This is a genomic window from Microbacterium sp. TPU 3598, from assembly GCF_002356155.1.
Taxonomy (GTDB): domain Bacteria; phylum Actinomycetota; class Actinomycetes; order Actinomycetales; family Microbacteriaceae; genus Microbacterium; species Microbacterium maritypicum_A.
Window position 1 is genome coordinate 2725575 of the sequence record NZ_AP017975.1, and the last position, 24437, is coordinate 2750011.

At 68.6% G+C, this 24437-nt stretch carries 20 protein-coding genes; 5 read left to right on the top strand and 15 right to left on the bottom strand.

Features of this window, described 5'->3' with window-relative positions; translation table 11 throughout:
* The first annotated feature begins 34 nt into the window (after positions 1-34).
* Both MST3598_RS12880 and MST3598_RS12885 read left to right on the top strand, forming a co-directional pair.
* Positions 35-1519: a CoA-acylating methylmalonate-semialdehyde dehydrogenase gene (locus MST3598_RS12880; protein WP_021199964.1), complete on the top strand. Its 1485-nt coding sequence runs from the start codon at positions 35-37 to the stop codon at positions 1517-1519.
* 15 nt (positions 1520-1534) lie between these two features.
* Entirely contained in the window at positions 1535-2923 is a 1389-nt protein-coding gene (locus MST3598_RS12885; protein ID WP_029259566.1) for an aspartate aminotransferase family protein, read from the top strand.
* Positions 2924-3086: 163 nt separating this feature from the next.
* Here MST3598_RS12885 and MST3598_RS12890 read toward each other — a convergent pair whose 3' ends face one another.
* The 12 genes from MST3598_RS12890 to MST3598_RS12945 form a co-directional block, all read right to left on the bottom strand.
* Complete coding sequence (locus MST3598_RS12890) at positions 3087-3320, bottom strand: hypothetical protein (RefSeq protein ID WP_021199966.1); 234 nt, start codon at positions 3318-3320, stop codon at positions 3087-3089.
* A gap of 20 nt (positions 3321-3340) precedes the next feature.
* Entirely contained in the window at positions 3341-4111 is a 771-nt protein-coding gene (locus MST3598_RS12895) for a hypothetical protein (protein WP_156040336.1), read from the bottom strand.
* A gap of 446 nt (positions 4112-4557) precedes the next feature.
* On the bottom strand, positions 4558-6222 hold the full coding sequence (locus MST3598_RS12900) for an amidohydrolase (RefSeq protein ID WP_029259563.1): 1665 nt from the start codon (positions 6220-6222) through the stop codon (positions 4558-4560).
* A 2-nt stretch (positions 6223-6224) separates the two neighbouring features.
* Positions 6225-7100, bottom strand: a complete 876-nt coding sequence (locus tag MST3598_RS12905; protein WP_021199969.1) for an ABC transporter permease — start codon at positions 7098-7100, stop codon at positions 6225-6227.
* Positions 7097-7981, bottom strand: coding sequence for an ABC transporter permease (locus tag MST3598_RS12910; protein WP_029259561.1), 885 nt, complete (start codon positions 7979-7981; stop codon positions 7097-7099). The genes MST3598_RS12905 and MST3598_RS12910 overlap by 4 nt, the downstream gene beginning before the upstream one ends.
* Positions 7974-9152 (bottom strand): polyamine ABC transporter substrate-binding protein, encoded by a 1179-nt coding sequence (locus MST3598_RS12915; protein ID WP_021199971.1) that lies wholly within the window; start codon positions 9150-9152, stop codon positions 7974-7976. The genes MST3598_RS12910 and MST3598_RS12915 overlap by 8 nt, the downstream gene beginning before the upstream one ends.
* Positions 9149-10309 (bottom strand): ABC transporter ATP-binding protein, encoded by a 1161-nt coding sequence (locus MST3598_RS12920; protein ID WP_021199972.1) that lies wholly within the window; start codon positions 10307-10309, stop codon positions 9149-9151. The genes MST3598_RS12915 and MST3598_RS12920 overlap by 4 nt, the downstream gene beginning before the upstream one ends.
* 137 nt (positions 10310-10446) lie before the next feature.
* A complete protein-coding gene (locus MST3598_RS12925; RefSeq protein ID WP_021199973.1) occupies positions 10447-11175 on the bottom strand; it encodes a FadR/GntR family transcriptional regulator in 729 nt (242 codons plus the stop codon).
* 33 nt (positions 11176-11208) lie between these two features.
* On the bottom strand, positions 11209-11988 hold the full coding sequence (locus MST3598_RS12930) for a 3-oxoacyl-ACP reductase (RefSeq protein ID WP_021199974.1): 780 nt from the start codon (positions 11986-11988) through the stop codon (positions 11209-11211).
* A 39-nt stretch (positions 11989-12027) separates the two neighbouring features.
* Positions 12028-13389, bottom strand: coding sequence for an aldehyde dehydrogenase family protein (locus tag MST3598_RS12935; protein ID WP_029259559.1), 1362 nt, complete (start codon positions 13387-13389; stop codon positions 12028-12030).
* Positions 13386-14138 carry a gamma-glutamyl-gamma-aminobutyrate hydrolase family protein gene (locus tag MST3598_RS12940; RefSeq protein WP_029259558.1) on the bottom strand — a complete coding sequence of 251 codons (753 nt, stop codon included), beginning with the start codon at positions 14136-14138 and terminating at the stop codon, positions 13386-13388. Before MST3598_RS12940 ends, MST3598_RS12935 begins: the two co-directional genes overlap by 4 nt.
* Positions 14119-15474, bottom strand: coding sequence for a glutamine synthetase family protein (locus tag MST3598_RS12945; RefSeq protein ID WP_029259557.1), 1356 nt, complete (start codon positions 15472-15474; stop codon positions 14119-14121). Before MST3598_RS12945 ends, MST3598_RS12940 begins: the two co-directional genes overlap by 20 nt.
* Positions 15475-15630: 156 nt before the next feature.
* Between MST3598_RS12945 and MST3598_RS12950 the strand changes: the two genes are divergently transcribed.
* Positions 15631-17181, top strand: a complete 1551-nt coding sequence (locus MST3598_RS12950) for an amino acid permease (protein WP_021199978.1) — start codon at positions 15631-15633, stop codon at positions 17179-17181.
* Positions 17182-17244: 63 nt separating this feature from the next.
* Here MST3598_RS12950 and MST3598_RS12955 read toward each other — a convergent pair whose 3' ends face one another.
* Complete coding sequence (locus MST3598_RS12955) at positions 17245-17517, bottom strand: metal-sensitive transcriptional regulator (RefSeq protein WP_021199979.1); 273 nt, start codon at positions 17515-17517, stop codon at positions 17245-17247.
* Between the two features lie 105 nt (positions 17518-17622).
* On the opposite strand from MST3598_RS12955, the gene MST3598_RS12960 reads away from it, so the two are divergent.
* Both MST3598_RS12960 and MST3598_RS12965 read left to right on the top strand, forming a co-directional pair.
* Positions 17623-18900 (top strand): DUF445 domain-containing protein, encoded by a 1278-nt coding sequence (locus MST3598_RS12960; protein WP_029259556.1) that lies wholly within the window; start codon positions 17623-17625, stop codon positions 18898-18900.
* A gap of 2 nt (positions 18901-18902) precedes the next feature.
* Positions 18903-19835 carry an arginase family protein gene (locus tag MST3598_RS12965; RefSeq protein WP_029259555.1) on the top strand — a complete coding sequence of 311 codons (933 nt, stop codon included), beginning with the start codon at positions 18903-18905 and terminating at the stop codon, positions 19833-19835.
* 45 nt (positions 19836-19880) lie between these two features.
* Here MST3598_RS12965 and MST3598_RS12970 read toward each other — a convergent pair whose 3' ends face one another.
* Positions 19881-21269 (bottom strand): HupE/UreJ family protein, encoded by a 1389-nt coding sequence (locus MST3598_RS12970; RefSeq protein WP_051671090.1) that lies wholly within the window; start codon positions 21267-21269, stop codon positions 19881-19883.
* Entirely contained in the window at positions 21266-24394 is a 3129-nt protein-coding gene (locus MST3598_RS12975; RefSeq protein ID WP_051671088.1) for a LamG-like jellyroll fold domain-containing protein, read from the bottom strand. The genes MST3598_RS12970 and MST3598_RS12975 overlap by 4 nt, the downstream gene beginning before the upstream one ends.
* Between the last annotated feature and the right edge of the window lie 43 nt (positions 24395-24437).

Below are 24437 nucleotides of genomic sequence, written 5' to 3' on the forward strand. Positions count from 1 at the left end.
TCGAATCCGTATTCTTCAGCCTCGGAGGAACATCGTGGACATCGTCCGTCACGTCATCAACGGAGTGGAGGCCGCAGAAGCGGCCCGCACCGGCCAGGTCTTCGACCCCGCTACCGGCCAGGTGTCGAAGCAGGTTGCATTCGCCTCGACCGCCGAGGTCGACTCCGCCATCGCCGCGGCGGCGGCCGCGCTCCCCGCCTGGCGCGAGACGAGCCTGATCAAGCGCGCCGACGTCTTCTTCCGCTTGCGGCAGCTGCTCAAGGAGCGCACACCCGAACTCGCCGCGATCGTCACCTCCGAGCACGGCAAGGTGCTCTCGGACGCTGCCGGCGAGGTGTCGCGCGGCATCGAGAACGTCGAGTTCGCGGCGGGACTCGTGCATCTGCTCAAGGGTGAACGCAGCGAGCAGGTGTCACGCGGTGTCGACGTGCACTCGGTCAAGCAGCCGGTCGGCGTCGTCGCGGCGATCACCCCGTTCAACTTCCCGGTCATGGTGCCGTTGTGGATGGTCGCCTCGGCGATCGCCTGCGGCAACACGGTCGTGCTCAAGCCGAGCGAGAAGGATCCGTCGGCTTCCGTGTGGCTCGCGAAGCTCTTCGCCGAGGCCGGGCTGCCCGACGGCGTGCTCAACGTGGTCCACGGCGACAAGGAGGCCGTCGACGCGATCCTGGAGTCGCCCCGGGTCGACGCCGTCAGCTTCGTCGGCTCGACCCCGATCGCCCGCTCGATCTACCAGCGCGCCTCGGCCGCCGGCAAGCGGGTGCAGGCGCTCGGCGGCGCGAAGAACCACATGGTGGTGATGCCCGATGCCGACATCGATGCGGCTGCCGACGCTGCCGTCTCCGCCGCCTACGGCTCCGCCGGCGAGCGTTGCATGGCCGTCTCGGTGCTGGTCGCCGTCGGCGACATCGCCGACGACCTCGTCACCGCGATCGCCGACCGCATCGGCGGCCTCACGATCGGTGCCGGCACGGATGCCGCGAGCGAGATGGGTCCGCTCATCACCCGCGAGCACCGCGACAAGGTCGCCTCGTATGTGACGGGGGCTGAGGGCGAGGGCGCGAAGGTCGTCGTCGACGGCACGCAGAAGCAGTTCGACTCCGAGGGCTTCTTCCTGGGCGTCAGCCTGATCGACGAGGTCGCCCCGGGGATGAAGGTCTACGACGACGAGATCTTCGGCCCGGTGCTGTCGGTCGTGCGCGTCGAGACCTACGCCGAGGCGGTCGAGCTGGTCAACGCCAACGCCTACGGCAACGGCACCGCGATCTTCACGCGCGACGGCGGCACGGCCCGGCAGTACGAGTTCGACATCGAGGTCGGGATGGTCGGCGTCAACGTGCCGATCCCGGTGCCGATCGGCGCCTACTCGTTCGGCGGATGGAAGGACTCGCTGTTCGGAGACTCCCACATCTACGGTCCCGAGTCGGTGCACTTCTACACACGCTCCAAGGTCGTCACCACCCGGTGGCCCGACCACACGCCCTCCCAGGTCGACCTGGGCTTCCCGAGCAACCACTGACGAGGAGCGACCACGATGACGAACTTCACCGACCGCCACGGCGTCTCGCACCCGCTCCCCGCGCCCGAGGCCGAAGCGCAGGTGCGTGCGGACGACCGCGGCCACGTGTTCCACTCCTGGAGCGCGCAGGGCCTGATCGATCCGCTTCCCGTCGCAGCGGGCGAGGGCTCGACGTTCTGGGACTACCAGGGCAACGCGTACCTCGACTTCTCGAGCCAGCTCGTGAACCTGAACCTGGGGCACCAGCATCCCGACCTGGTTGCGGCGATCCAACAGCAGGCCGGGCGTCTCGCGACGATCCAGCCCGCGATCGCCAACGACGTGCGCGGGGAACTCGCGCGTCTGATCGCCGAGGTCGCGCCGGAAGGTCTTGAGAAGGTGTTCTTCACCAACGGCGGCGCCGAGGCCAACGAGTATGCGGTGCGCATGGCCCGCCAGTTCACCGGCCGTCGCAAGGTGCTGTCGATGTACCGCAGCTACCACGGCTCCACATCGACCGCGATCTCGCTCACCGGCGACCCGCGGCGTTGGGCGAACGACACCGTCGACTCCGGCGCCGTGCGCTTCTTCGGACCGTACCTGTACCGCTCGCCGTTCCACGCCGAGACCCCGGAGCAGGAGTCCGAACGAGCACTCGCGCATCTCGAGCAGACGATCCAGCTCGAGGGACCGCAGACGATCGCGGCGATCATCATCGAGACGGTCGTCGGCACCAACGGCGTGCTGGTGCCGCCGCCCGGATATCTGCAGGGCGTGCGCGAGCTGTGCGACCGCTACGGCATCGTCTACATCGCCGACGAGGTCATGGTGGGATTCGGGCGACTGGGCGAATGGTTCGGCATCGACGCGTTCGACGCCAGCCCCGACCTGATCACCTTCGCGAAGGGCGTGAACTCGGGCTACGTGCCCCTCGGCGGCGTGGTGATCTCCGACCGCATCGCCAGCGCCTTCGACACGATGCCCTTCGCCGGCGGGCTGACCTACTCGGGGCACCCGTTGGCCTGTGCGGCGGGCGTCGCGACGTTCGAGGTGTTCCGTCGCGACGGCATCCTCGAGCGCGTGCGCGACCTCGGCGAACGCGTGGTCGGTCCGACCGTGCGCTCCTGGGCCGAGAAGCACCCGAGCGTCGGGGATGTGCGCGGTCTCGGACTGTTCTGGGCGGTCGAGCTGGTCCGTGACCAGGAGACGCGCGAGCCCCTCGTGCCGTTCAACGCCTCCGGCGCGGATGCCGCTCCGATGGGCGCCTTCGCCGCTGCCGCCAAGAAGGCCGGTGTCTGGCCGTTCACGCATTTCAACCGCATGCACGTGGCCCCGCCGCTGGTGATCAGCGAAGAAGACCTGGTGCGCGGACTCACCGTGCTCGACGAAGCGCTCTCCGTGGCCGACGAGGCCGCCGCAGGCTGACGCGAGAACACGGGTTTTCAGATGACGACCTTCGACCCTCGTACTACGAGCCCGACTACAGCCCTCGCTACGACCCACGCGAACCTCAACGAGGGCACTAGCCGCTAGTCCGGAACAGCGGAGGGGTGAGCGCAGCCGCTCTCACCCCTTCTCGTTTGTCACTTCATGTTTGTTGACGCCTCAGAGCCGCGATAAGGGCTCTGGAGAATCTTCTTTCTACAAGATAGAGCGCCGTCATCATGAGCAGCAAGATCGCTGCAGCGATCGCGCTCAGCATTGGAGGGTCATTCCAGAAAACGATAGCTGCGACCAGCGCGAGGACAGGCGCCACCCAGCTGATGATGAGAAGACTGCGCTTCCGTTTCGCCATAGGGCCAAGTTCATTGAGAGAGACCATGGTTGAAGCTCCTTATCTCCTTACGGTCCTGTACACCAGATGTGACCCGCCCAGGTCCAGTACACCCAGATGCCCTTACCGGCCTGGTTGCAAAGCCCCAGCCCCACGTTGTAGAGAGCTACCGGGCCAACAAATCCTGGAATCAGTGCGTACAGGATGGACGCAGTTTGACTGATCGAGACCTTGTTCGCGGGGATCCACGTTTTCCCTCCCCACCAATAGGTCGGATCGGCGACGACCGGATAGGCCACATCGCGGGCAGTGTGTTCAACGACCTGCACGAGCTGAGTGCCATCAACTTCGTATCGAGTCGGAACTGCAGCGCCGTTCGCATCGACCGCCCATGGCACATTCGTTGTGAGCACCGTGATGCCATCTCGATCCGCAACCACCGCTGATCCGTCCTCGACCAACATCACCGAACCGCCGACAGGAACGTCGATTCCGTAGGCGAAGCGCTCGGGAGCTTTCGATGAAGCGATCGTGGTGAGCATCTGCACACCATCTGAAAATGGCACGACCGTGTTAGCCACACCGTTATCCGAGGGGTATGCGACAGCCCCCGATTCCAATGAGACGCCCGCTTCACCCCCTTCCGCAGCAGGAAGGCTGATGCCCACCACAGCATCCCCGACGGCGAGCTGCACTCCCTCGGACGCATCCCGCGGCACGGTAGCCGTGCTTCCCCCGACATCGAGCACCGCCACCGCATCATCTGTACGCGAAGACGCCGCCGCATCCTCAACCAAACCTGCCCTCACTCCGGCAAGAGCCCGCTCAACGTCTGCCACCGAAACCGTGTCAACATCCTCGGACGCATATGCCGGACCCACCCACGTACAGATCAGAGCCAGGGAGGCCACCACCGCCCCAGCCGAAACCTTTGTTCGATATCTCACTGTGTTTCTCCGATCACTCGACCCGCCGCGCGCACAAGCATCCCGCACTCCAGCAGAACCTGTCTGTCCACCATTCGGGGGACGGACCAGCGAAACCCGCGCCACATCGCGAAGAGCGACCGATATACGATTAGGCGGCAAACTCCGCTCTCACGTCGATGTGTTCGACTGGTGGCTTCCCGAGGTCTACGCCGGCCCCACCTTTCGCACGCAGATCGTTGTGCGTCCGGCGGCCGCCGAGGAGATCGCAACGCACCAGGTCTGGGGGCGGTTAGCGACCGAGGGGCCCTGAGCTACTCCCCCGATTTCCCTCGGCGTAATTGTCGGTGTGGTGTCATTCAGTCGCCCACGGAGTCGAACACCCGCACTCCCTCGACCCAGGTGCCGCGCACCTCGGTCAGACCGATCTCCTCCGCCGGATGCTCGAACGGATCCCGGTCGAGCAGGGCGAGGTCGGCCCGCATCCCCACCGCGATCGTCCCGGTGTCGTCGAGGTGGTTCACCCGCGCCGATCCCGCCGTGTAGGCGACGAGGGCCGTGGCGAGGTCGATCGCCTGCTCCGGGAGGAACGGTTCGTAGTCGCCCTCCCACTCGGTCGGCGCGGAACGGCGGTTGACGGCCACGTGGATCGCCGCCATCGGGTTCGGCGTGCTGACCGACCAGTCGCTGCCCGCCGCGAGCGCGGCACCGGAACGCAACAGGTCGCCGAACGGGTACTGCCACGCGCTGCGCTGCGCTCCGAGGAACGGGATGGTGAGGTCGACCATCTGCGGCTCGAGCGTCGCCCACAGCATCTGCATGTTGGCGGTGACGTCGAGGGCCCGGAACCGTGGGATGTCGTCGGGGTGCACGACCTGGATGTGGGAGATGTGATGCCTGTTGCCGCGCGGCCCATTGCGCACGAGGGCGGCCTCGACCGCATCGAGGCACTCGCGCACGGCGCGGTCGCCGATCGCGTGGAAGTGCAGCGTGAAGCCGAGGGCGTCGAGCCGGGTCGCGGCTTCTTTGAGCAGCTCCGGTTCGACGAAGGAGATCCCCGAATCCTCGCGCGGGTGCCCGTGGCCGTCGCAGTACGGTTCCAGCATCGCGGCGGTGAAGTTCTCGGCGACGCCGTCCTGCATGATCTTCACGCTGCGCGCCCGGAAGCGGCCGACCGTGCTCTCGTCCCGACGGCGCACGATGTCGTCGATCTGCTCCAGGCCCCGTGATCGATCCCACCACAGGGAGCCGACGACGCGACCGGTGAGCGCCCCGGATGCGGCGGCGGTCCGATAGGCCGGGAGCGGATCGCCCGCATCGCCGTACTCGGTGCCGACGATCGCGTCCTGCCAGGCCGTCACCCCGTAGGAGTGCAGGTGGCTCTGCCCCTGCAGGAGCGCCTCCACGAGTCGCTCGGGCGCCTCGGTCGGCAGGAGCCGGTTGACCAGGCCCATCGCGCCCTCGTGCAGCGTGCCGCTGGGGGCACCGGTCTCATCGCGCTCGATCCGCCCGTCCGCGGGGTCGGCCGTCTCGCGGGTGATGCCGGCGAGCGCGAGCGCACGGGAGTTGACCCAGGCACCGTGTCCGTCACGGTTCGGCAGGAACGCCGGGCGATCGGGCACGACGGAGTCGAGGTCTTCTGCCGTCGGTGTGCCTCCGGGGAACGCCGACATCTGCCATCCGCCCCCGAGGATCCACTCGTCGTCCGGGTGCGCGGCCGCATACCGGGCGATCCGGTCGAGGTACTCCTCGCGGGTGGCCAGAGCGGACAGATCGCAGCGGAGCATGTCCAACCCGCCCCACACCGGGTGCACGTGCGCGTCCTGGAATCCGGGCACCAGCAGTCCGCCGGCGAGGTCGATCACCTCGGTCTCCGGCCCGATCAGCGCCGCGACGTCGTGCCCCACCGCGCTGATGAACCCGTCCGTCACGGCGACCGCGTGCGCCGTGGTGCGCGCGGCATCGGCGAGGAACACCCGCCCTCCGCGCACGCCACCCGTGAACACCAGATCTGCGTATCCCACGCTCAACCCCCTGCCATCGTGCGGGCGATCTCGGTCGCCGAGTCCCCCGCCCTCTTCAGAACCACGGCCACCAGCGCGAGCGCCAACAGCGTGAGTACGAGCATGATCGTCGACACCGCGGCGATCTCCGGACGCAAGCCGCTGCGCAGCGCGCTGAGCACGTAGACGGGCCACGGCGTCGTTCCCGACACCTGCACGAACGCCGACACGACCGTGTTGTCGAGGCTCAGCGTGAACGAGAGCAGGAACCCGGCGAGCACGGCCGGCATCGCGAGCGGCAGCGTGATCTTGAGGAACGTGCGCACGGGCGGCGCGTAGAGGTCGGCCGATGCCTCCTCCAGGCGGGCGTCGAGCCCAACCAGCCGCGCCCGCACGATGTACGACACGATGGCGATCGAGAACAGCGACTGCCCCACCACGAGTCTCATCGTGCCGTCGTTGAAGATGCCTATCCCGGCATCCTGCCCGAGGAACACCAGCCACGGCAGCAGCGCGACCGCGTCGACGATCTCGGGCGTGACCGACACGAGCAGCAGAAGCCCGAGGAACCACCACACCCACCTGCCGGGATTGCGTGCCATCGCGATGCCCGCCAGCGTGCCCAGCGCGGTGGCGAGCAGAGCCGCAAGCAGACCGGTGCGCACCGACACGAGCACGGCGTCGCGGATCGCGGGCTTGTTCACGATCGCGAGGAACGAGTCGAAGCCGAAGTGGTCCCAGGACACCAGCAGGCGCCCGACGTTGAACGAGTACGCGATGATCACGAGAATCGGCAGGAACAGGAACAGGAACACCAGCGCCGCCCAGATCGGCAGCACGAAGCGTCCGGCTCCCCGGCGCACGCGCGGTGCCGTCATGGCGGTCTTCGTATCGGTCATGATCCCTCCCCCAGGACGAGTCGGTTGCGTTGTCTGAGCGGCAGGGTCAGGAGCCAGAGGAGTCCGGCCGCGACCGCGATCGAGAGCATGATGACGATGATCAGCAGCACGGCCATCGCCGAGCCCAATGCCCAGTTCTGCGCGGTCTGGAACTGGCTCGCCACCACCTGCCCGATCATGTTGCCCTTCGCTCCGCCCAGCACGGTGGCGGTGATGTAGTCGCCCATCAGCGGGATGTACACCAGGAGCACGCCGGCGATGATGCCGGGTCGGGCCAGCGGCACCGTCACCCGGAGGAACGTCGTCACGCTGTTCGCACCCAGATCCTTGCTCGCCTCGCGCAGCGGTCCCGACACCCGGTCGAAGGCGACGAACAGCGGCAGGATCATCAGCGGCAGGTAGTTGTATACGACGCCGAGGAGCACGGCGCCGCGCGAGTACAGCAGGTCGAGCGGACCGGGGATGACCCCGATCCCCTGCAGCAGCTGCGAGAGCCAGCCCTCGGGTGCGAGGATCACCTGCCAGCCGATGGTACGCACCAGGAAGTTGGTCCAGAACGGCACCATCACCAGCGCGAGAAGCAACCCCCGCTTCGAGGGCGGTGCCTTCACCGCGATCCAGTAGGCGACCGGCCCGCCGATCACGAGGCACAGGGCCGTGCCCAGGATGCCGATCCACAGCGTGTTCAGGAACGTGCTGAAGAAGGTCGGCGAGAGCGCCTCGAGGTAGCGGTCGAACGAGAGGTGGTCGAGCGCATGCGTGGCGAAGATGCTCGGCTTGTATCCGAAGCTGAACACGATCACCATGAAGATCGGGGCGACGAAGAAGACGAGCAACCACACCCAGGCCGGGATGGCGAGACCGAACTTGAGCTTAGGCACCGGCAGCCGCCTTCATCGAGTTCCAGATCGAGACGACGCGGTCCTGTGCGTCCGTCAGCTTGCCCTCGTGCATCGTGGCCACCTGCTCCTCGTCGAAGAACACCATGTCGAGCCGTTCCAGCCCCGCGGCCTCCGCCTCCTCCCGGATCCCCGAGATGCCGGTGTCATAGCCGATGTAGTCGACCTGTGCGAGCTGCACGTCGGGCTGCAGCACGAAGTCGATGAATGCGTGTGCCGCCTCGGGGTGCGGGGCACCGGCGGCGATCGCCCAGTTGTCCATCCACAGCTCGGTCGCGGGGCTCCCCAGCACCCACTGCCACCGATCGGGGTCGTCGGACTCGAAGATGCCGAGCCGCGCGTCGCCGTTGTAGGACTGCAGCAGCGCGTGCGAGGCCTGCGGGATCGACGAACCTCCCGGGTACGAGTCGAACGCCGAGATGTGGGGCGCGAGGTCCTTCACCAGGAACTTCTCGACGGCGTCGAGGTCGTCCGGGTCCGTGGTGGTCCAGTCGATACCGTTCGCCCAGAAGTAGATGCCGAGCAGCGGCGCCGGATCGTCGAGCACCGAGGTCGAACCGGAGGCCTCATTCTGTGCGGCGTCGATGAAGTCGTTCCAGGTCGTGAGCTCTCGGGAGATCACCCTCTTGTCGTACACGAAACCGGTCGTCCCCCATGCCTTGCACACGGAGTACTCGTTGCCCGGATCCCACGAGCGCCCGCGGAACTCCGGCGCCACGTGCTTCATGTTCGGCAACAGGTCGAGGTTGAACTTCTGCAGGAGGCCGTTCTCGGCCATCGGTCCGACGAAGACGCCGGTCGGCACCACGATGTCGTAGCCCGAGGTGCCCCGCGCCGCGACGAGCTTGGCGATCAGCTCTTCGTTCGAGTTGAAGGCGTCGAGCACGATGCGCGGGCCGCTCTCGGCTGTGAACTGCTCGAGCACTTCCGGCGCGTCGTAGTCGCCCCAGCTGTAGATCGAGAGCTTGTCCTCGAGCGGTCCCCCCTTGGCGTGCACGGCCGCGGCGTTCTGGCCCGGTGCGCACGCGCTGAGCACGACCGCGCCGCCCGCCATGATGGCGGTGGCGAGAAAGCCGCGCCTGGTCAGCTCGGTGCGGATCACCCGCGCGGCGCTCCGGTGCGCGAGCACCCGCACCGGAGGCGTACCGGTCACCGGCCGCCGTCCTTGGGCAGGGTGATCACGTGCGTCGCCGTCGTGGGGATGCCGTCCGCGGCGAACAGCCGTGCATCCGCGGGATTCCAGACGCAACGGACCTCGTCGTCGACTCCGACCTCCGGCGCGGTGGGCGCCGGCATGCGCGAGAGGAACGTGGCATCCTCGCCGATGCGCACCGCGACCTGCAGTGTCTCGCCGAGATGCGAGACCCCGAGCACACGACCGCGGACCCCTGCACCCTCGCCCTGTTCCAGGCGGACGTACTCGGGCCGGATCGCAGCGACCGCCGGCTGACCGGCGGCGACCCGCTCGCCACCCCAGCGACCGGCGATCACGCCGATCGCCGTGTCGACGGCCTCACCGTCGGCACGCACCGTGCCGTGCACGAAGTTCTGCTGCCCGATGAACGAGGCGACGTAGGCCGACGCGGGCTCCGCATAGATGGCCGCGGGCGCATCGAGCTGCTCGATCCGTCCCGCGCGCATCACCGCGATCCGATCGCTCATCGACAGCGCCTCGGCCTGATCGTGCGTGACGAACACGAAAGTCGTACCGAGGCGGGCCTGCAGGAGCTTGAGCTCGAGCTGCATCTCCTCGCGCAGCTGACGGTCCAGCGCCGCGAGCGGCTCATCCAGCAGGAGCACGCTCGGCCGGTTGATGAGCGCCCGCGACAGCGCGATCCGCTGCTGCTGGCCGCCGGAGAGCTGCGTCGGCTTGCGATCGGCGAACGCCCGCAGCTGCACCATGTCGAGCGCTTCACTCACCCGCTCCCGCTGCTCGGCTTTGGGAACGCGCCGTTGCTGCAGACCGTAGGCGACGTTCTCGGCGACCGTGAGGTGCGGGAACAGGGCGTAGGCCTGGAAGACGGTGTTGACCTCGCGCCGATAGGGCGGCAGGTTCAGGACGCTGCGGCCGGAGATGAGGATGTCCCCGGCATCCGGATACTCGAAGCCTGCGATCATCCGCAGCGTGGTCGTCTTCCCACAGCCCGACGGACCGAGGAGCGAGAGGAACTCCCCCGGTTGCACGTCGAGACTCAGGTCGTCGACCGCGATGGCGGTGCCGTACCGCTTGGTCACGCCATCGATGCGGACCGCACCGGTGACGGTGGGTGCGTCGAGTGTCGCCGTCGACGTTCGGGTGGTGTCGGGCATGGAGCCTCCCCATTGAGATTCGCTTGCCGCGAGTCTGGCACAGGAAAGTCGCCAGGTATAGCGAAATCGGAAGTCTCTTGATCAATTCGCAACGATATCCGTTGCGAATCGTCGAAGTCGCGACCGATTAGCGCTGATCAGATGAGGAACCCGCGCAGCAACGCTTCGGATCCGGCGAGGTGATCGCGCATCGCGGCCTCGGCCGCATCCGGGCGTCCGGCGAGGATCGCCGAGACGATGCCCTCGTGCTGCGCGCCCGAGTGCTGGATATTGCGCGGCATCAGCGGGAAGGTGTCGAGCCAGGCGTTCACATCCGCCCTGTTCTCGGCGACCAGCGCGACGAGCGAGGGGATGCCCGCGGCCTCGGCGATCGCCAGGTGCAGCAAAGTGTCCAGGCGCCGGTATTCATCCGGCCCGGCCGGCAGAGCCGCCTCGTGCCGCGCCCAGAGGTCGGCGCGCGTCGCGGCGTCGAGCGATCGGCTCGCGGCGGCACGCACGGCACCGGTCTCGAGCACCAGGCGCAGCCCGAGCACATCGTCGATCTCCTCCGCGGTCACGGTGCCCGACACGGTCGGGTGCGGCAGCGGATCGGCGACGAACGTCCCTCCGTACCGGCCGCGCCGCGGGAGCAGGTAGCCGGTGTCCGCGAGTTCGCGGATCGCCTCGCGCACGGTGTCGCGACTGACCCCGAACGATGCCGCGAGCTCGCGCTCGGGCGGCAGGGATTCCCCCGGAGCGACGACGCCGAGACGGATCGTCTGCACGAGCCGGGCGACCGTGTCCTCCAGGGCGTTGCCGCGCCGCAACGGCCGGTAGACCGCTCTGCGCACCTCGACGAGGTCGCCGTCGTGGGGGTGCTCGCTCATGCCTTCACCCTGTCACAGCGAGGTGAGGGGCGCTCACAGCGGGGTGACGTAGGCGTTCGTGATCCCGCCGTCGACGACGAAGGCGCTCGCCGTGATGAACGACGAGTCGTCCGAGGCGAGGAAGGCGACCGCCGCTGCGAGCTCCGTCGGCTCGGCGAAGCGTCCCATCGGCACATGCACGAGGCGCCGCTGCGCCCGCTCCGGATCCTTCGCGAACAGCTCCTGCAGCAGCGGGGTGTTCACCGGTCCGGGGCACAGCGCGTTCACCCGCACTCCTTGGCGCGCGAACTGCACCCCCAGCTCGCGGGACATCGCCAACACGCCGCCCTTCGACGCGGTGTAGCTGATCTGCGAGGTCGCGGAACCGAGCAGCGCGACGAAGGAGGCGGTGTTGATGATCGACCCGCGTCCCGCCGGCACCATGTGACGCAGCGCGGCGCGGCTGCACAGGTACACGCTCTTGAGGTTCACGTCCTGCACCCGATCCCACGCCGGGAGCTCGGTCGTCTCGATCGAATCGTCGTCCGCCGGTGAGATGCCCGCGTTGTTGAAGGCGATGTCGATACGTCCGAACTCCTCGGCGACGCCGTCGAACAGCGCATTGACCAGGTCTTCGTCGGCGACGTCGACCCGGCGGAACACCCCACCCACCTCGGCAGCCGCCGTCTCGCCCGTGGCCGGATCGACGTCGGCGATCACGACGAACGCACCCTCCGCTGCGAAGCGCTGCGCGGTGGCGAACCCGATTCCGCTCGCGCCACCGGTGATGATGGCGACGCGGTCCTTCAGTCGCTGGGTCAGATCGATGCTCATGTGGGTTCTCCGTTCCGGATGGGGTGGGTTGCGCGACGATCAGGATTCATCGGTCGCGAAGAAGACGTTCTTGGTCTCGGTGAAGTGCTCCGCGGCGTCCGGCCCGAGCTCGCGCCCCAGCCCCGACGCCTTCATGCCGCCGAAGGGCGTGGAGTACCGCACCGAGGAGTGAGAGTTCACCGACAGCACGCCGCTGCGCACACCACGCGCGACACGCACCCCGCGCCCGAGGCTCTCGGTCCACACCGAGCCGGCGAGACCATAGGCCGTGTCGTTCGCCAGGCGGATCGCGTCGGCCTCGTCTTCGAAGGGCATCACCGCGAGGACGGGACCGAACACCTCCTGCTGGGCGATGCGGTCGGCGGGAGCCGCGAGCACGACGGCCGGCGCGAACCAGAAGCCGTCTCCCTCGGGCGCGCTCCCGCGGAACGCGATGTCGGCGTCGTCGAGGAACGAGGCGACGGTGTCGCGGTGCCCCGCCGAGATGAGCGGCCCCATGTCGGTGTCCTCACGCGCGGGGTCGCCCACGCGCCACGCGGTCACGGCCGGTTCGAGCAGCTCGAGGAAGCGGTCGTACACCGAGCGCTGCACCAGGAGCCGACTGCGTGCGCAGCAGTCCTGGCCGGCGTTGTCGAACACCGAGCCCGGGACTCCCGCCGCCGCGCGTTCGAGGTCGGCATCGGCGAAGACGATGTTCGCGCTCTTGCCGCCGAGCTCGAGCGTCACGGGCTTGAGCGCCCTGGCGCATCCGGCGGCGACCTCGATCCCGACCTCGGTCGAGCCCGTGAAGACCACCTTGCGCACGTCCGGATGCTCGACGAGGCGCTGACCGACGACGGAGCCCGAGCCCGTGACGACCTGGAACAGCCCCTCGGGGAGCCCCGCCTCGAGCGCGAGCTCGCCCAGGCGGATCGCGGTGAGCGGTGTGAGCTCGGCCGGCTTCAGCACCACGGCATTGCCCGCGGCGAGCGCCGGCGCGAACGCCCAGGACGCGATCGTCATGGGGAAGTTCCACGGCACGATGACGCCGATCACGCCGTAGGGGTCGTGGAAGGTGACGTCGAGGCCACCGGCCACCGGGATCTGACGCCCGGACAGCCGCTCCGGGTCGGCGGAGTAGTAGTTGAGCACCTGGGCCACGTGGCCGGCTTCCCAGCGGGCGGAGCCGATCGGATGCCCGGAGTTGAGTACCTCGAGCTGCGCCAGTTCCTCGGCCGCGCCCTCGACCGCACGGGCGAACGACCGGAGGGCATCGGCCCGCGCGACCGGGGCGAGCGCCGCCCATCGGCGCTGAGCAGCGACGGCGCGGGCGATCGCGGCATCGGTCTCGGCGGCATCGGCACGGCTGACGTCGCGGATCGCTTTCCCGGTCGACGGGTTGATGACTGTGAACGCGCTCATCGGGCGCCCTCCTTCCGCCGCGCGGCGAGCGCACGAGCCTGTGAGACGAGATCGGCGAAGAGGCGCCGGTCGTCGGCGTTCTCCTCCGGATGCCATTGGATGCCGATGATGTGGCCGGCCGAGGTGTCGACGAACGCCTGCACGAGTCCGTCGTCGGAGTGCGCAGCCGCGACCAGCCCTTCCCCGAGGCGATCGATGCCCTGGTGGTGGTAGCTGTGCACGCGCACGCCGCCCGCACCGAGCACCTCACCGAGCGCGGTGTCGTCCGAGACCTCGATGTCGTTCTCGGCGAAGATGCCGCCGCCGAGGCGGTACCGCTCGGTGCCGAGCGATTCGGGTAGATGCTGCTGGAGTGTGCCTCCCCGTGCCACGTTGACGAGCTGCAGCCCTCGGCAGATCGCGAGCACCGGGATGCGTCGTCGCTCGGCCGCACGGAACAGCGCCAGCTCCCACGCGTCGCGGTCCACGCGTGCGGGATCGGTGAGCGGATGCCGCTCCTCGCCGTAGAGCTCGGGAGCGACATCCGCACCTCCGGAGAGGATCAGGCCGTCCATGCCGGCGATGGCGGCCTCCGCCGACGCCGGGTCCTGCGGCGGCAGCAGCAGCGCGATGCCGCCGGCATCCGTCACCCCGGTCAGATACTGCTCGGGCAGGAACGCCGCCCGCACATCCCACACCCCCTGCTGCGCCCGCTCGAGATAGGTCGTGACACCGATCAGCGGTGCCGGGTCAGAGCCGCTCGAAACCACGGATGCGCTCCCAGTCGGTGACGGCGGCGTCGTAGGCCTCGACCTCGATGCGCGCCTGGTTCAGGTAGTGGTCCACGACGTCGTCGCCGAACGCCGCGCGGGCGATGGATGATTCGCTGAACAGCTGCGCCGCCTCCCGGAGGGTGGTGGGCAGGTGCTCGACGCCGGCTTCGTAGGCGTTGCCTGTGAAGCACTCGGGCAACGGCAGCTCGTTCTCGATGCCGTACAGGCCCCCGGCGATGATCGCCGAGATGCCGAGGTAGGGGTTCACGTCGCCGCCCGGCACCCGGTTCTCGACCCGGAGGCCGGAGCCGGAGCCGATCACGCGCAGCGCGCAGGTGCGGTTGTCGATGCCCCAGGCGACGCCGGTCGGGGCGAAGCTGCCCTTCGCGAACCGCTTGTACGAGTTGATGTTGGGCGCGTAGAGCAGGGTGAATTCGCGTAGGGTCGCGAGGATGCCGGCGATCCAGTGCTCCATGATCGGGCTGAACCCATGCTCGCCGTCCCCCGCCATGACCGGGGTGCCGTCGTCGGCACGCAGGGAGAGATGGATGTGGCAGCTGTTGCCCTCGCGCTCGTTGAACTTGGCCATGAAGGTGAGTGCCTGTCCGTGCTGCTCCGCGATCTCCTTCGCGCCGTTCTTGTAGAGCGCATGCTGGTCGGCGGTCTCGCGCACCTCGGCGTAGCGGAACGCGATCTCCTGCTGCCCCAGGTTGCACTCCCCCTTCACGCCCTCGCAGTACAGTCCCGCGCCGTCCATGCTGTTGCGGATGTCGCGCAGCAGGGGTTCGAGGCGCGTGGAGGCGAGCAGGTTGTAGTCGACGTTGTAATCGGTCGACGGTGTGAGCCCCTCGTACTTGCGGGCCCAGGCTTCGCGATAGGTGTCGTCGAAGACGATGAACTCGAGCTCGGTGCCCGAGAACGCTGTCCAGCCCCGCTCGGCGAGACGGTCGCGCTGCCGATCGAGGATGGCTCTCGGCGAGGGCCCCACCGGTTCACCGTTCCCCCACACCAGGTCGGCGATCACGAGCGCGGTTCCATCGAGCCACGGGATGCGGCGGAGGGTCGCGACGTCGGGCCGCAGCACCATGTCGCCGTACCCGCGATCCCATCCCGACATCGCGTAGCCGTCGACCGTGTTCATGTCGACATCGACCGACAGCAGGTAGTCGCAGGCTTCGGCGCCGTGATGCAGGATGTCCTCCTGGAACAGCCTCGCGGAGACCCGTTTGCCGACCAGCCGTCCCTGCGCATCGGCGAAGGCGACGATCACCGTGTCGATCTCGCCGGCGGCGATGCCGGCATCCAGCTGCTCGATGCTCAGGTTTCCCGACATCTTCTCGCTCCCGTCGTCGTGGTGAAGCGATCGGCCGACCGGCTTCGCCCTCAGAGTAGATCACCTCGGCGTCTAAAGGTAGACGAAACCACCATTGACTGCCACAATCATCCGCAAGGTGCACCCGGCGCCTGTGTGCATGCGAACGGAGAGCGGATGTCTGAGCAGAGCAGTGAGTCCCGCAAGGTCGCTGGGGCGACCTATACACGTGCCGGAAGTGAGTACTTCGAGAAACGGACGCTGAAGAGATCCGCCGGCGTCTGGGGACTGTGGGGGCTCGCGGTCGCAGCCGTCATCTCCGGCGACTTCTCCGGATGGAACTTCGGTATCGACTTCGCGGGCTTCGGCGGGATGCTGATCGCCTTCGTGATCCTCGTCCTCATGTACTACGGCATGATCTTCGCGATCGGCGAGATGGCCGCGATGATGCCGCACACCGGCGGCGCCTACTCGTTCGCCCGTTCCGCGATGGGCCCGTGGGGCGGCCTGGTGACCGGCGCCGCCGAGACCATCGAATACGTGGCGACCACGGCGGTGATCGTCTACTTCTCGGCGTCGTATGCGAACGGCATCACGAGCGAGCTGCTGGGGCTGGAACTGCCGGGGTGGCTCTGGTACCTGATCCTCTACGTCGTCTTCATCGCGCTGAACTCCGCGGGCGCGGCGATCTCCTTCCGCTTCGCGATCGTCGTGTCGATCATCTCGATCGGCATCATCCTGGTCTTCTCCCTGATGGCGATCTTCTCCGGCGCCTTCAGCTGGGACGCTCTATGGAACATCGCGCCCGATCCGGGCCAGACCGAGTTCCTGCCACACGGGGTGCTGCCGATCCTGTTCGCCCTCCCGTTCGCGATGTGGTTCTTCCTCGGCATCGAAGAGCTGCCCCTGGCCGCGGAGGAATCGCACAATCCCACCCGCGACATCCCCAAGGCCGGATTCTGGGCTCGCGGCACCCTCATCGTCACGGGTCTGCTCGTGCTGTTCCTGAACACGGGCGTGATCGGGGCCGAGGCCACGGGCACCGCCGGCGAGCCCCTGCTCGACGGCTTCCGCGCGATCGTCGGCGACCAGCTCGCCGCGGTGCTCGCCCTCTTCGCCCTGATCGGACTGCTCGCGTCCCTGCAGGGCATCATGTTCGCCTACGGCCGCAACATGTACTCGCTGTCCCGTGCGGGCTACTACCCGCGGTTCCTGTCCCTCACCGGCAAGCGACAGACCCCCTGGGTGGCTCTCGTCGTTGGTGCGGCGATCGGCTTCGTCGCCCTCATCGTGCTCGATGTGCTCGCGGCCGTCGACGCCGAGGGCGCGGGTTCGGTCGCCGGTGCGATCGTGCTGAACATCGCGGTCTGGGGTGCCGTGCTCGCCTACGGCCTGCAGCTGGTGTCGTTCATGATCCTGCGGAAGAAGTATCCGAACGTCGACCGCCCGTACCGCAGCCCGTGGGGCATCCCCGGTGCGGCCGTCGCGCTGGTGATCGCCGCACTCATCTTCGTCGGATTCCTGCTGAACCCGACGTTCGGCCCGGCGATCATCGCCATCGCGATCGTGTACGTCGTGATCCTGCTCGGATTCGGGCTGTTCTTCCGCCACCGCCTGGTGCTCTCCCCGGAGGAGGAGTACGCGATCTCGGGCGGCTCGCACGGCGATCCGCAGACCGAGGGCTATGACGCCATGGAGGGTGAGGTGTTCGACGACAGCGGCCGGTGAGTCCGCGCACAGCGCCTCGACGAGTCGGTCGGGGCGCTGTGTCGTGCCCGACCCCGGAGCGCTCTACTTGCGGTCGAAGTCGAAGGCCTTGAGCAGCTCGACGACGGCCTTGTCGCGCTCCTCGCCGCCCTCGTCGAACATGTGCGTCACGTGCGTACGCAGGTGGTTCTCCAGCAGCAGCCGGTTCAGCGACTCCAACGAGCGCTGGATCGCACGGGACTGCGTGATGATGTCCATGCAGTAGTCCTCGTTCTCGATCATCCGCGCGACGCCGCGCATCTGCCCCTCGAGGATGCTGGTGCGGTGCAGCGCACGCTTCTTGATGTCTTCGATCACCCCTTGAGGGTACTCGTCTCTCCGGGTGCGCGGCTGTCTGCGCACCGAGACACCGCACCGTCGCCGGTCGGGACCGTCGGGGCAGCACCGTGAAAGGATGACGTCATGCCGCGAACACCGATGACGCAGCTCTCGCCCGCCGACCAGGAACGCCTCCGCGCGCTCCGACGCATGAAGGCCGTCGCCCTCGGGGCTCTGGTGTTCATGGCCGTCGTGTTCGTGTTCGCCTTCGCGTTCCAACAGCGGTTCGACGGGCTCGCCTATGTGCGCGCTGCGGCCGAGGGCGGCATGGTGGGTGCCCTCGCAGACTGGTTCGCGGTGACGGCGCTCTTCCGCCGTCCGCTCGGGCTGCCCATCCCGCACACCGCGATCATCCCGAACCGCAAGGACGAGATCGGCCGCTCCCTCGGGGAGTTCGTGGAGACGAACTTCCTCGCAGCCGACGTGGTGCGCACCAAGCTGTCGAGCACGCGGATCGCGCTCCGCGCCGGTGAATGGCTGCGCGAGGCCCCGCACGCCGAGCGGGTGGGCACCGAGGGGGCGACGATCGCCACGGCCGTGCTCAATGCGCTGAGCGACGACGACGTACGCGACCTGATCACCGACCTCGCCCGCGAACACCTGGTCGATCCCGAATGGGGTCCGCCCGCCGGAGCGTGGCTGGAGAAGATCGTCGAGGCGGATGCCCATCATGGCGCTGTCGACCTCGCCGCCGACAGCATCGCCCGCTGGCTCGATGCGAATGCCGATTCGTTCAGCGGCCTCGTCTCGCGACGGCTTCCCGGGTGGGTGCCGAAGCTCGCGCACCGGTTCGTCGACGACACCGTCTATCACGAGGCCGTGAAGTTCGTGCACGCCGTGCAGGCCGACCCGCGCCATCCGGCTCGTCTCGCCGTCGACGGCTACCTGGCGCGTCTGGCGGACAGCCTGCAGAACGATCCGGCCACGCGCGCGAAGCTCGAGAACGCCAAGGCCTCGCTGTTCGACAGCCCCCGTGTCGGCGCCCTGGCCGCCGAGGCCTGGAACACCGCGAAGAACGGCCTGCTCACGGCCCTCGCCGATCCGCAGAGCGGTCTGCGCCGCCGCGCCGTGCAGGCACTGCAGGAGGTCGGCGAGCGCCTCACGACCGATACCGCGCTGCAGAATCGGGTCGACACGTGGGTATCCGACGCCGCGGTCTTCCTCGTCGACCGCTACCGGCACGACATCGCCTCGATCATCACCGACACCGTCGAGCGCTGGGATCCGGCCGAGACCACCGAGAAGATCGAGCTCATGGTCGGCCGCGACCTGCAGTACATCCGCCTGAACGGCACGTTCGTCGGCGCCCTGGCCGGTCTCGCCATCTTCTCCATCGCCCACGCCCTGATCCCCGGAGTCTGACCATGTCCCCCTCCTCCCGACAGCTGAGTCACGACCCGCTCTGGCCGCGCGCCGGATCCTGGGCCGCCTTCGACGCCGCCGCCGACGCCGTGCTGCTCGGCGTGCCCACCTGGCGCACCTCGCTCTCGCCGACGGGCGCGCACGCGACGCCCGCGGCCATCCGCAATGCGCTCCCCCGCTACGGGACGACTGCGATGGGGCCTCCCATGTTCGAGCTCGATGACGTGCTGCGCATCGCCGACGCCGGTGACGTCGCCGACCCGGACGGTTCCGCCGGCGAAGCGAGGGTCATCTCCCGCGTGCGCGATCTCGCCGCGGCCACGAGACTCGTGATCGCACTCGGCGGCGACAACTCGCTCACATATCCCGTGGCACTCGGCGCCGAGGCGACGGGACTGATCACCTTCGACGCGCACTTCGACCTGCGCGACGGCGTCTCCAACGGCACGCCCGTGCGGCGCCTGGTGGAGGACGTCCCCGGCTCATCCTCGCTGCACACGTCTCGGATCGACCCGACGAGGATCGTGCAGATCGGGATCGCCGACTTCGCGAACTCGGCCGCCTACGCCCGGCGCGCCGCCGACTGGGGCATCCGCGTCATCACACTCGACGAACTGCGCCGCCGCGGCATCGACGACGTGGTCGCGGAGGCGGTGGAGGTCGCCGGCGCCGGAGCCGATCCGCGCGTCCATCTCGACATCGATGTGGACGTGTGCGACCGCTCGGTCGCACCCGGCTGCCCCGCGAGCGTGCCGGGTGGTCTGCAGGCGTGGGAACTGCGCGCGCTCACCCGTGGCGTGGCTGCGGACGCCCGCGTCGTGAGTGCCGACCTCGCGGAGGTCGATGCGACCGCCGACGCCGACGATGCGCGCACCGTGCGGCTCGCGGCGCTGTGCGTGCTGGAACTGCTCACCGGGCTCGCCGCTCGCGGCTGAGACCACCGTGCGCCCACCCCCGTGTCGGAGGCGGGCGCACGCGGATCAGACTCCGGCGATCAGCCTCTCGGCGAACCAGAACAGCCCGATCGCGGCGACCACAGCCGCGATCCAGAAGCCCGCCGACGGCAGCCGACGGCGCAGCAGCACGAACAGCGGGAACACCACCGCGATCACCAGGAGCTGCGCCAGCTCGATACCCACGTTGAAGACGAGGAGCGCCCCGAGCAGATCCCACGAGAACGGCTCGTCGATTCCCAGCGCTCCGGCGAAGCCCACGCCGTGCATCAGCCCGAAGGCGAAGACCACCCCGATGCGCAGCAGATCCCCTCGGGTGAAGCCGTCGACCGTCGCCCCAGGGGACGGCGTCGCGAGGATCCGCTCACGCAGAGCGACAGCGGATCCTCCGGTCCCGGTGAGCGGCCGGCCTCGGAGAACCGGCACCTCCGCGAGACCGCTGCCCGAGCCTGCGTCGTCCACACCCCGTGCACGCCGGAACCGCCGCATCTCCCAGAGCGCGACGACGGCGATCGACAGGGCGATGGCCGGCTCGACGATCCAGGCGGGGATGCTCACCACCCCGAGGGCGGCGAGGATGAAGGTCGCCGAGTGCGCGACCGTGAACGCCGTCGCCGCCAGCACGATATCCCGGAGCCGTCGAGATCCGATGATCAGGGCCAGCAGGAACAGCAGGTGGTCGGGGCCGAGCAGCAGATGCTCCGCCCCCAGCACGAGGAACTCGCCCATCCGAGAGCCCCAGTCGGTCGTGGTGACCATCGAGGGGTTCGTGTCGGTGTCGAGGTTCGCCACCCCGGAGCCCGAGCGCACGTCGTAGTCGACGATGGTCGTCGTCATGCCGCCGGGAGCCGTTCCGGGAAACAGCTCGGTCGTGATCCGGTACGGCACCGGCATCGCCTCGACCTGGTCCGAGCAGTCGGCTTCGATCACCAGACGTGCATGCGGCACACCGTCGCGGATGACGATCTCGTAGGGCGCCACCACGGCACTGGGGCAGGCATCCGTCGGCTCACCCTCCTGCGCGACGCTCACCGAGAAACGCGGCAGCACGTATCCCTCGACCGTATCGGCATGCTCGGCGAGCACCGCGGGCGTGAGCTTCTCCGGGTCTCGACCGCTCGCCTGCACATCCGCGTAGGCCTCCTGCTCGAAGGCCGTGTCGCCCATCTCTCGCGCCCCGTCGGTGGCGAGAAGCACGTACTCGATGTCGAGCACGGTGCGCACGACGCCGCGTTCCGGTTCCGAGACATCGGCGAAGACGGTCGCCGAGTAGCTGTGCGCCGCGGCCGGGGCCGGGGCCGCCGCCAGCATGATGCTGACGGCGACCCCGGCGACGGCGACGGCTCCGGCGACGAGGGTGCGGATCGACGGTCGGGTGCGCGTCCGCGACGCCGCACGACGACGTGCTGTCGTCATGCCTGACCCTCCGTACGACGCCGCAGCCGCCGGACCAGGACCCCGCCACCGGCGAGCAGCAGCAGTCCGGCGAAGGCGAGCATCGTCGGGGCCGGGCCACCGGTCGCCGCCAGTGGATCGGACTGTCCACCGGCGGAGCCGCCGCCCTGGTTCGCGCCGCTACCGGGGCCGCCGCCAGGGTTACCGCCGGGGTTGCCACCGGGGTTACCGCCGGGGTTGCCACCGTCCGACCCCGCGATCGCCGTCACGGTGAACGTGACCTGGTTCTGCCGGGCGGCCGCGTCGGTCGCGATGTACTTCAGGGTGTAGGTGCCGGTCGCGGTCGGGGTGAACGTGTATCCGTCTCCGGCAGCCGCGGCGAGCGCCCGCAGGCCGGACGCCGGGTCGTCGACCGCCACGGGGGCACCCGACGGGTCGGTCACCTCGAGCATCGTGCTCACGCGTCCCGAGTTGTCCACGGCCTCGGCGCGCGGGGCGGTGTAGGCGGTTCCGACCGTGGCCTCACCCGCAGGTTCCGGGGCGACGCGCACGAGCGGCGGCATCGTGTCGAGTGCGGTGACCTCCCGTGTCGCGACGCGATACACGTCCTTGTCCGAGAGGGGAGCGCTGTAGACCTCGACTCCGGCGATCCGTCCGTCCATCGTGGAGTCGTCGAGCGCGCCCGAGGTGTTCGCGTCACCGCCGATCACCATGTAGCGCGCATCGGCCGCACTGGGCTTGACGGAGAACGACACCCCTTCGGTCTCGGCCTTGCGCACGCCGTCGACGTAGAGCCGCGCATCGTGACCGTCGTACCAGGCGGTCACGTGGTACCACTGGCCGTACTTCAGGCTGACCGTCGGACGCGGCGAGGCGTACCAGAACTGCAGCTCGTACGTCGTCGCGCTGGTGCCGACGGCTTCGAGGCCGATGCCGCCGCTCTGCATGCCACCGAAGACGTCGACGTAGCCGCCCGAGATCGAGTCGAGGCGGAACGTGGTGTCGAGGGTGAACCCATCCTGCAGTGCCGCGTACTCGGCGTCGGTCCACTTCGGTGTGCGGATGCCGGTGGCAGCCCCCTCCGCGCCGATCACGACATCGGATCCCACGCCGGGATCGTTCTCGATCCGGGCATCGGCGCCTGCGGTGAGCGGACGCGCGGCCGGAGAGGAGTCGCTCGCCGTGCCGCCCGCGAAGCCGACATCCAGGAGATCAGCCGTGGGCAGGGCGGCGCGGAGGTCGTCGAAGGTCAGACTGCTGGGGTCGAAGGGCCCCTCACCGCCGCTGCCTTCGGTGCTGGTGAACCGCGTCGTCAGCGCGGCACCCTCCTTGCCCCAGGCGTTGATCGGGGTGACCCGCACCTCGTACTCCCGTCCGGGGAGCAGGTTCCACACTTCGTGGCTGCGGTCGACCGGCATCGGCAGGTTGTAGAACCCCGACCACTGCAGGAACGAGTTCACCTCCTCGCCGGTGGCGACGTCGACCGTCGAGTAGCGGTATTTGTGCACGATGTCGCCGACGGAGTTCGGCGCGGGCACGGCCTGCGGGAAGGAGGCCATCGCCTTCGTGCTCGCGATGTCGGCCACGGTCACGGCCGCACCCTCCGGCCAGATCGGGCCGGCGGACTGCGCGGCGCGGTGAGTGTTGTTGAACGGGAACCGCTCGTCATAGGACTTGGTCTCATCGACCGAGTCGGCCACGTCCCAGGTCCAGGTCTGGTCGATCCACTGGTCGGCGAGCAGGTCGTAGTTCTTGATGGTCACTGTCGTGCCGGTGATCTCGACGATGGCCGTCTGGCGGTTGTTGCCCGCATCATCCGGGGTGGTGTCGTTGCCGCGACTGGTCGGGCTCGAGTTCACGACACCCGACTCGAACTCGTAGTACGCCAGCGGAGGCGCGTTCACGGTGGTGAAGCCCTGAGTCGACCGATCGCCGGACCGGCTCTCCTGGCCCTGCCAGATCGAAGTCGGGATGTTCTGCGGCGTGTGGATGTGGCCGCCCCAGACGACCGCCTGGGGGAAGTCGTCGAACACAGACTGAAAGCCGTCGCCGCAGCCGCTGGACAGGCCCGTGCCGTACCACTCGTTCGAGACGTAGTGCGTGCACTGGAGCGGGTGATGCACCAGCACCATGACGGGCTTGTTCGGGTCTTCGGCGGTGGCGGCTGCCAGCCTCTGCTGCAACCAGGACTGGGCGTAGGCGTAGTTGCCGCCGCTCGCTCCCGAGGGCTTGCCCGTGTCGGGGTCGATGGTGCCGCTGCCCGGCGACACCGTGATGACGTGGTAGCCGTTCACGGTGTAGTCGGCGTTCGGCTTCTGACCGCCCGTCGCCTGCGTGAACAGGTCGTACGAGGAGATACCCGAGACGTCGTGGTTTCCGAGCGACGCGATCGCCGGGATACCGAGGCCTGCCTTGGAATCCATCGTCTGCTTGAGTCCGGCGAATTCGCCCGGCGTCGCACTGTTGGTGAGGTCGCCGACGAACAGGGCGGTCTGGACGTTTTCCTGTGCCCAGAAGTCGTAGGCCTCGGCGAGCTCGTCCCAGTTGACGTGGATGTCACCGATCGCCGCGAAGCGCACGTCCGGTCCTCCGGCCTCGACCGCCGGCGCCGCTGCGACGCTCGGAGCCGCAGCCACGGCCGCATCCGGCGCACCGGCCACGGTGATCGTGCGGGTCTCCTCGCTCACACCGCCCGCGGCATCGCTGATCGAGTAGGCGACGACGTACTCGCCGGGGATGGTCGGGGTGAATCGATATCCGCCCGATTCCTCCGGCATCACCATCGTGACGACACCGGAAGGGTCTTCCACCGTGACGACGAGCTCGCTCGCGGAGCCGTCGACATCGGCAGCCGAGGCCGAAGGAAGCAGCACAGCGCTCCCCACCCGACCGCTGGTCGGTGCCTCACCCTCGAGGCGGATGATGGTGCCGCCCGTCTCGGTGGCGGGCGACACGTCTTCGGGATCGGTCACGGCGAGGGTCGCGTTCGACGTGGTGACGACCGGTACGGCCACCGACGCAGCAGCCGGGAGCACAGGCCCCGCGATACAGGCGGCGACGGCGACGAGCGATGCGGGGCGGAGGAGCCGCGCGAATCCGCGGCGAGAAAGGGACGGATCGGGGGCGGGCGGTTTACGACGAGACACGGAGCATCCTCTGTGAGACGAGAAGAAATCGGACTTCCCCAAT

What these genes read in the sequence shown, in the direction of transcription:
- MST3598_RS12885 (WP_029259566.1), top strand. Translation starts at nt 1,535, where the DNA reads ATGACGAACTTCACCGACCGCCACGGCGTCTCGCACCCGCTCCCCGCG.
- MST3598_RS12890 (WP_021199966.1), bottom strand. Translation starts at nt 3,320, where the DNA reads ATGGTCTCTCTCAATGAACTTGGCCCTATGGCGAAACGGAAGCGCAGT.
- MST3598_RS12905 (WP_021199969.1), bottom strand. Translation starts at nt 7,100, where the DNA reads ATGACCGATACGAAGACCGCCATGACGGCACCGCGCGTGCGCCGGGGA.
- MST3598_RS12920 (WP_021199972.1), bottom strand. Translation starts at nt 10,309, where the DNA reads ATGCCCGACACCACCCGAACGTCGACGGCGACACTCGACGCACCCACC.
- MST3598_RS12925 (WP_021199973.1), bottom strand. Translation starts at nt 11,175, where the DNA reads ATGAGCGAGCACCCCCACGACGGCGACCTCGTCGAGGTGCGCAGAGCG.
- MST3598_RS12930 (WP_021199974.1), bottom strand. Translation starts at nt 11,988, where the DNA reads ATGAGCATCGATCTGACCCAGCGACTGAAGGACCGCGTCGCCATCATC.
- MST3598_RS12935 (WP_029259559.1), bottom strand. Translation starts at nt 13,389, where the DNA reads ATGAGCGCGTTCACAGTCATCAACCCGTCGACCGGGAAAGCGATCCGC.
- MST3598_RS12945 (WP_029259557.1), bottom strand. Translation starts at nt 15,474, where the DNA reads ATGTCGGGAAACCTGAGCATCGAGCAGCTGGATGCCGGCATCGCCGCC.
- MST3598_RS12950 (WP_021199978.1), top strand. Translation starts at nt 15,631, where the DNA reads ATGTCTGAGCAGAGCAGTGAGTCCCGCAAGGTCGCTGGGGCGACCTAT.
- MST3598_RS12960 (WP_029259556.1), top strand. Translation starts at nt 17,623, where the DNA reads ATGCCGCGAACACCGATGACGCAGCTCTCGCCCGCCGACCAGGAACGC.
- MST3598_RS12965 (WP_029259555.1), top strand. Translation starts at nt 18,903, where the DNA reads ATGTCCCCCTCCTCCCGACAGCTGAGTCACGACCCGCTCTGGCCGCGC.
- MST3598_RS12970 (WP_051671090.1), bottom strand. Translation starts at nt 21,269, where the DNA reads ATGACGACAGCACGTCGTCGTGCGGCGTCGCGGACGCGCACCCGACCG.